Raw genomic sequence first — 7,034 nt, 5'->3', positions numbered from 1 at the left:
TCCCGTGCCTTTACAGATGGTCGATATAAATTAATCTGGAATTTTAATTCGGCTTATCCTAATGGTACTAGACAATCTTACCAATGGCAAATGCCCTCTTATCAAGGTTGGGACAAAGCTCACATAGAAGGTAAAACAGACAGTTTACAAAGTGTTTTTTGGAAACCAACTACCGCTATAGAATTTTATGACACCCAAGCCGATAGCTTTGAAGTAAATAACCTTGCTAATGATCCAAAATACCAAACACAGGTTTCACAAATGAAACAAGATTTAATTGGTTTCATGAAACAAAAGAAGGATTTGGGACTCTACCCATGGTCTATGAGAAAACAAAAGGACACCTTACCTTTTTATAGTTATGTAAAACAAACCAATCAACCCGTAGAGGCCATTATAGATGCTGCTGCTTTTGCCAGTACAGCTAAAGCTTCGGATATTGAAACCATAAAAGAATTTTTAAATTCTGATGAGCCTACCATACGGTATTGGGGCTCGGTAGGTGTTTTGCAACTTTTAGAAAGACAACTTGTTAATGATGTACCAGATGTAGTCAACAAAAACTTCAATAACGACAATGAAAATACAGAAATACGATTATTAAGTGCTGAAATATTAGTGAAATCTGAAGCCAATAATAATGCATTGAACTATATATTAGATCAAGTTAAGAACGATTATTTTATTGCTTATGCTACCTTACAAAATTTAGGTGCATTGGCAAAACCTATAGAGGAGGAATTGATAAAACTTCGGGAAAGTAAAAAACTAAACCAGTTTTATATAAAATCTGCTTTAATTAATATAGGGTATTTAGCTTATCTGGATTTATGGGATGCTACAGATGAGCCTGAAAAAGGTTACAATTATCATGAATAGTACGAAAGTTTAAATTCAATTTCTCAAAAATTTAGTTCACTAAAATCATAAAAAATGAAAAAATTAGCATATTCAATAATTGCTTTACTCTTAATTAGCACTTCTTGTAAAAACAAAGAACAGCCTGAACAGATTACAGAAGACACCCCTCATAAGCTTCCTAACATAATTTTTATATATGCCGATGATTTGGGATATGGCGATGTAAAAGCTTATGGAGCTACCGAAATAGAAACTCCAAATATTGACAAATTAGCTAACGGCGGTGTTTTATTTACCAACGGCTATGCCTCTTCTGCCACCTGCTCTCCAAGTAGATATGCACTATTAACTGGAGAATACCCCTGGCGAAACAAAGATGCAAAAATATTACCTGGTACAGCTCCTCTTCTTATAGATACCACTAAAGCTACTGTTCCTAAAATGCTTAAATCTAAAGGTTACCACACAGGAATTGTGGGGAAATGGCATTTAGGATTAGGTAGTGGCAATGTAAACTGGAATGCACATATTGCTCCTGGACCTAATGAAGTGGGATTTGATTATAGCTATATTATGGCAGCTACTCAAGACAGAGTACCAACAGTTTATATAAAAAATGGTTATGTACACAACCTAGATCCTAGTGATCCTATTGAAGTTAGTTATAAGGAAAATTTTGAAGGTGAACCTACAGGGAAAGACAACCCTGAAATGCTCAAGATGAAATGGCATCATGGGCACAACAACTCTATTGTTAATGGTATTCCCCGCATTGGTTTTATGAAAGGTGGAGCATCTGCAAAATGGGTTGATGAAGACATGGCCGACAATTTCCTTCAGGAAGCCAAAAACTACATAAAAGAACAAAAGAACAATCCGTTTTTCCTTTATTATGCATTACAACAGCCACACGTTCCCCGAACACCACACCCAAGATTTGTTGGCACATCGGGCATGGGACCTCGTGGCGATGTTATTATTGAAGCCGATTGGTGTATTGGTGAATTATTAAAAACATTGGAGGAAGAAGGAATATTAGAAAACACGCTTATAGTTTTTTCTAGTGACAATGGCCCAGTTTTAAATGATGGCTATTATGACGATGCAGTAGAGAAGTTGGGAAATCACAAGCCCTCTGGAGCTTTACGTGGTGGCAAGTACAGCTTATTCGAAGCAGGCACAAGAGTGCCCTTTATAACCTATTGGGAAGGCACTATTGCACCTAAAAAATCGGATGCCATTGTTTCACAAATCGATTTATTTGCTTCTCTATCTGCTCTAGTTGATAGTGATTTAAATGGATCCGATAGCAAAAACCTGTTAGATGAATTTTTAGGCAAAAGTAACAAAGGAAGAGATGAGCTTATACTTGAAGCCACAACCCGTACTGCATTTAGAAAAGAAGACTGGTTACTAATCCCTCCATACGAAGGACCTGAAATTAACAAATCTGTTAATATTGAATTAGGAAACTTAAACAAATTTCAATTATACAATCTTAAAGAGGATATTGGCCAACAAAACAATTTAGCAGAAACCAATACTGAAAAGTTAAAAGAAATGATAGCATCCTTTGGAGCTATTAGAGGAGAAAACTTTAATAGCATTCAAGCTTTAGAGCTAAAATAAGTTTAAACAAATCGTTTTAACCTACACCAATAGCCTTACTAACATCTTGTAAAATAAGGTCGTCTAAAAAAGTTTTTTTTAGGATACCAATTTCTATAGTACTTCAAATATTCGTTACCCCAATCATTATTTACTTTTTTTAGCATTTCCAAAACAAGAATTCTCTTAACATTACAAGAAGTAAACTTTCTTTGTAATAAAATTGATAATTTCATGATAATACACATAATAATTTTCGGTATTCGCAACAAAATTACCCAATAATTGTACTATTCGTGATACATAAAAACGAGTTGTGCTTGATAATTTTACAACAACTAATAAATCAGCACAGTAATTATGAAAACAAAATTTATCTTCTTTATATTACTTATTTATAGCTATTACTCTTTTTCCCAATTCATTACGCCTCAAGCCTATTTAACATTTGAGAACAATACCATAATTCCTTATGGTGTTTCAGGAATTACTAATGTGAACGCCACTGGTACAGTAAGTCTCGCAAATCCTGCTGGAACCTACTCACAGACTAATAATGCTATTGTAAATGATGCTGGTGAAAATGTCTTATTTAAAGATTTTGAGGGCTATTTAAATATTTTGAATAAAAATGAGTTCAACCTAACGGCTAAATATAAATGGGCAGGCACCAATGCTTGGTGGCTTGGATTATTAAGCTTTGTTGGGAATGACGGAACCAACTATGTTAGTGAGCATATACAAATTAAAAAAACCGCAGGCGAAATTAACGGGTTGGGGTTATCTGCAGTAGACGTATTGTCCAAGACCAATACCATCTCACATTACTCTAACTTATAATACAGGTATTATTGTATTGTATATTGATGGGATACAGGTTGCAACCAGTACAGGGCAAACCATACACAACCTAACCAACTTAAGCCTTTATTTAGATGTTAACGCCTCTACAGGAGCCGTAACCCCTTTTGTTGATGGTAGCGGTAATTCTAAAAACACTAAGGCTTATTTAGATGAGGTAGCCATATTTAACAAGGCATTATCTTCAACAGAAGTTACCGATGTTTACAATGGCGAACTAAACTTAAACCATATTACGGTATTCCCAGAGCAAAATAAGCAAACTGTTACTTTTGGGGGAGATGCAAAACTAACTATAAAATCATGGGCCGAAGGTAATACAAGTGCTATTTCCCAAAAGCTTTATGGCGATATGAATTTAAAAATATTGCGGGTGCCCATTTTTGCATTACAGCCTATAACAGACCCCATTTACGATAATGTTATTACGGTAATAAATTCGGTGAAAAGTGTGAATCCCAATGTTAAGATATTTGCCAGTATTGCCAATGGTGATGGATACGGTGTTAATCACCACGGCGCCCATAAATTTCCATCCTCATGGCAAGGATGTTGTCCATACAATGTTTATAACTTAAACCTTACTACTTATGCCGCTTACCTTGACAGTTTTATGGATAGAATGACGGCTGCAGGAATTACGATTGATTATTTAGGACCTTGGAATGAAGATGCTGCAGATGATTCCGATCACTTTAAAGTATTTAATCAAATGACCAAATTAGGAACAACCCAACGTGTTGGTCTTGAACGCTGGGCTTTACGTACCTCAGTAAGCGATGTAGACGATGTGGAAGACCAAATAGATATCTCAGGATCTCATTTTTATGATGATGTAGAAGACTCTAACCCTATTCCTGAAGAAGAACGTGATGATGTGTGGGCATCTTTAGTGAATAAATCGGCAAACCCGGTTTGGTATACCGAATCTACCCGTTATAAAACCAGTGACGGTATCGCTAATCTTGTAAATGGTATGGAAAATATATTCCCAGCTTTAAGAAGTGGTGTAGAGTCTATTACATTCTATCAAGTTTGTAAGCGGTTTGTTTGGGCAAATGGAGGCACACAACCTATAAAATATACTGGTGGTGCGCACTAAATAATATTAAATCTGTACCAATAACTTTAATGCCTGTTCCTGCATTATTGGTAAATGACACCCAACGTGTATCTGTTTTATACCCATTTTCTTGAGGGCGGATATAAGGAAAATACAAATTTTCTACCGAGGCTTCATATATACTACAACCAATGCAGAGGTATTTCTATCTTGATAGTTCTCATGTGGGCCTCTCCCAAACCATTTTACTTGGCTAAATTCATTTTTTATAATAAAGTTGGTTCCAAATCTAGGCAATATAGGAAGCTGAGTATCTAAACCTGTTATATGCGTTGATACTAAAATTTCTCATTCATGATGTTCTTGATATTTTACATATCGTTTTATCATATCCTCATCTAAACCTACGGTACTTACAAAGCAACCTCTCGACCAAAAGTGATTCCCCCAATACGGTTTCTGTCTTAAACTGAGATACGTCTTGAACAGTTTGATTGCCATCTTACCCTTTAGGATACCCATGAATTCTGATACGGAAACCTTCGGAGGGATTGAACAAACCAAATGAATGTGATCTTTTTGAACGTTCATTTCTTGAATAATGACATCTTTCCAAGTGCTGATCACCTAAAGGTCATGTTCGACCAAAGTCTTTACCATACCTTCTAAAACACGGAAACAACACTTGGGAGTGAAAACAATGTGATAGTCATATTTGTAGTACACATGTATTAATTTTCTATATTTACTCATCTTAAAAAAGTTTTAGATGGTAAACCTAAAAAATGACGAAGCCTTTAAAATATGACTACCGTCAAAGACCGTGGTTTTTTAGACTTAAATAAAAATCGGTCTAAATATATGCTCGTAATTGAAGTTTAATCTAAGTTTTCTTATTTTATTGTATTAGGTTTATCAAATTTCATATAATCCTGCCAAAGAATTAACAGATATTTTTCTTTGTTGTTTTCATTTATTTTCAGAAATCCAAATTCATATACAAATAGGTAAACTTGATTTTTTTGATTTTTCCAATAATGAGTAAAAAAATTGGCATCAAATCCTTTTTCTTTTAACAATGTGGCTCTAACCGTTACCTTACCCCCCTTATTATATATCTTTAATATTTTACGGTTTAGTTTTAGTTGATTGTCTACTTTATTATAAAAACGCTCTGGTTGCTCTTTGGCTTGTTGGTATTGATAAGCACTTTTACAGTGAAGATTACAATATTTTTTATCAGTTCTGCCCACAAGTTCTTTTTTGCAATACAGGCATTCTTGTTGTAATCTCATATCATTAAAGTTAAGTGAATATTATTCGAACATTATTCGATTAAGATACGATTAATTCATTTATATCTGCTAAATTGCTTTAAAGTTTTATAATATAATTCTATGAATTCTTCTTATAAGCAGCATATTAAATCTATAACCCTATATCATCTCATGATCGATGATTCGAAGATGATTGGTATAAAGTTTGATCCTGATAAAGTGATTCATGCCTTAATAAAAAGTTTACCCAATCCAAAATGGAGTAATACATACAAAATGGTTTATTTACCTAATACAAAACAAAATTTAAATAACATATTTAATATTTTTAAAGGTGTGGTTTGGATAAATTATAATCGGTTTTTAATCAATAAACCAATAAATACTAATAATGAAGCGTTAGATGTCACTTGGTTTCGGAAAAGAAAAACCAATCCTTATTACAAACATTGCCCTGAGGAATATTTGCTGAAACTTGAGCTTAAAAGGTATTCCAACAACACGGTTCGTATTTATGTGCCTTTTTTTGAAATGTTCATTAACTTTTATAGAGATAGAGCGTTGGATACTTTAGATGAAAGTGACATAAGGGCTTTTCTTCAACATCTTATCCAAAAAAGATTATCCAATTCTTATATCAATCAAGCTATAAATGCTATTAAATTTTATTATGAGGTAGTACTAGGGATGCCCAATAGGTTTTATGATATTGAACGACCTCGAAGAGAATATAAACTTCCAAAGGTCATTTCTAAAGAGGAAGTAATAGCTATAATTAATAACACAAATAATATAAAACATAAATGTGTTGTAGAACTGTTATATGGTTCTGGTTTACGAAACAGTGAGCTTTTAAACTTAAAAATTACTGATATAGATAGCAAACGTATGCTGGTACGCGTAGAGAATGCTAAAGGAAATAAAGACAGGCTCACTTTATTGTCTAAAAATGCATTAGATGATTTAAGAATTTACTTTAAGGAATATAAACCAAAAGAGTATTTATTTGAAGGTCAGAAAGGAGGCAAATATAGTGCAGAGAGTGTTTTAAGGATTGTGAAAATGGCAACAGGGAAAGCTGGAATTAGAAAAAGTGTTTCCCCTCATGTACTCCGACATAGTTTTGCTACGCATTTATTAGAATCGGGGGTAGATTTACGTCAAATTCAAGTGCTTTTAGGTCACAATTCAAGCAAGACAACAGAAATTTACACACACGTAGCTACAAATACTTTTAAAAAAATAAAAAATCCCTTAGATTAGCATTAGTAATATATGTGATATAACCGTATTTATACGTATATTCACACGTTGTAAAACATTTAAAAAATGATTAAAGAAATATTCGACATTGAACCAGTACA

Annotated in this window: 6 protein-coding genes and 2 pseudogenes; 5 read left to right on the top strand and 3 right to left on the bottom strand. The window is 33.7% G+C overall.

All coding sequences use genetic code 11. The features are described 5' to 3' along the window. The 4 genes and pseudogenes from AADI82_RS12480 to AADI82_RS12465 form a co-directional block, all read left to right on the top strand. A pseudogene (locus AADI82_RS12480) lies at nucleotides 1-879 on the top strand (hypothetical protein); the annotation flags it as partial. Nucleotides 880-933: 54 nt separating this feature from the next. Further along, complete coding sequence (locus tag AADI82_RS12475; protein ID WP_341216757.1) at nucleotides 934-2,490, top strand: arylsulfatase; 1,557 nt, start codon at nucleotides 934-936, stop codon at nucleotides 2,488-2,490. Nucleotides 2,491-2,829: 339 nt separating this feature from the next. Continuing rightward, complete coding sequence (locus AADI82_RS12470) at nucleotides 2,830-3,309, top strand: hypothetical protein (RefSeq protein WP_341216756.1); 480 nt, start codon at nucleotides 2,830-2,832, stop codon at nucleotides 3,307-3,309. 16 nt (nucleotides 3,310-3,325) lie between these two features. Then, nucleotides 3,326-4,432 carry a hypothetical protein gene (locus AADI82_RS12465; protein ID WP_341216755.1) on the top strand — a complete coding sequence of 369 codons (1,107 nt, stop codon included), beginning with the start codon at nucleotides 3,326-3,328 and terminating at the stop codon, nucleotides 4,430-4,432. Here the strand turns inward: AADI82_RS12465 and AADI82_RS12460 are convergent. From AADI82_RS12460 to AADI82_RS12450, 3 genes and pseudogenes are all read right to left on the bottom strand, one after another. Continuing rightward, nucleotides 4,404-4,550, bottom strand: coding sequence for a hypothetical protein (locus AADI82_RS12460; protein WP_341216754.1), 147 nt, complete (start codon nucleotides 4,548-4,550; stop codon nucleotides 4,404-4,406). The two genes, AADI82_RS12465 and AADI82_RS12460, sit on opposite strands and share 29 nt — an antisense overlap. 191 nt (nucleotides 4,551-4,741) lie before the next feature. Beyond that, nucleotides 4,742-5,146, bottom strand: a pseudogene (gene tnpA / locus AADI82_RS12455) (IS200/IS605 family transposase). A gap of 140 nt (nucleotides 5,147-5,286) precedes the next feature. Beyond that, nucleotides 5,287-5,688 carry a hypothetical protein gene (locus tag AADI82_RS12450; RefSeq protein ID WP_341216753.1) on the bottom strand — a complete coding sequence of 134 codons (402 nt, stop codon included), beginning with the start codon at nucleotides 5,686-5,688 and terminating at the stop codon, nucleotides 5,287-5,289. Between the two features lie 153 nt (nucleotides 5,689-5,841). Between AADI82_RS12450 and xerA the strand changes: the two genes are divergently transcribed. Then, entirely contained in the window at nucleotides 5,842-6,933 is a 1,092-nt protein-coding gene (gene xerA / locus AADI82_RS12445; protein ID WP_341216758.1) for a site-specific tyrosine recombinase/integron integrase, read from the top strand. Nucleotides 6,934-7,034 lie beyond the last annotated feature (101 nt).

The organism is uncultured Wocania sp. (assembly GCF_964021735.1).
Taxonomy (GTDB): domain Bacteria; phylum Bacteroidota; class Bacteroidia; order Flavobacteriales; family Flavobacteriaceae; genus Wocania_A.
Note: the sequence above shows the minus strand (reverse complement) of the source record. Positions and strands in the feature narration are given on the sequence as shown.

Excerpts from the sequence above, each read along its gene's own strand:
- xerA (WP_341216758.1), top strand. The coding sequence starts at position 5,842 with ATGATCGATGATTCGAAGATGATTGGTATAAAGTTTGATCCTGATAAA.
- AADI82_RS12475 (WP_341216757.1), top strand. The coding sequence starts at position 934 with ATGAAAAAATTAGCATATTCAATAATTGCTTTACTCTTAATTAGCACT.
- AADI82_RS12450 (WP_341216753.1), bottom strand. The coding sequence starts at position 5,688 with ATGAGATTACAACAAGAATGCCTGTATTGCAAAAAAGAACTTGTGGGC.
- AADI82_RS12470 (WP_341216756.1), top strand. The coding sequence starts at position 2,830 with ATGAAAACAAAATTTATCTTCTTTATATTACTTATTTATAGCTATTAC.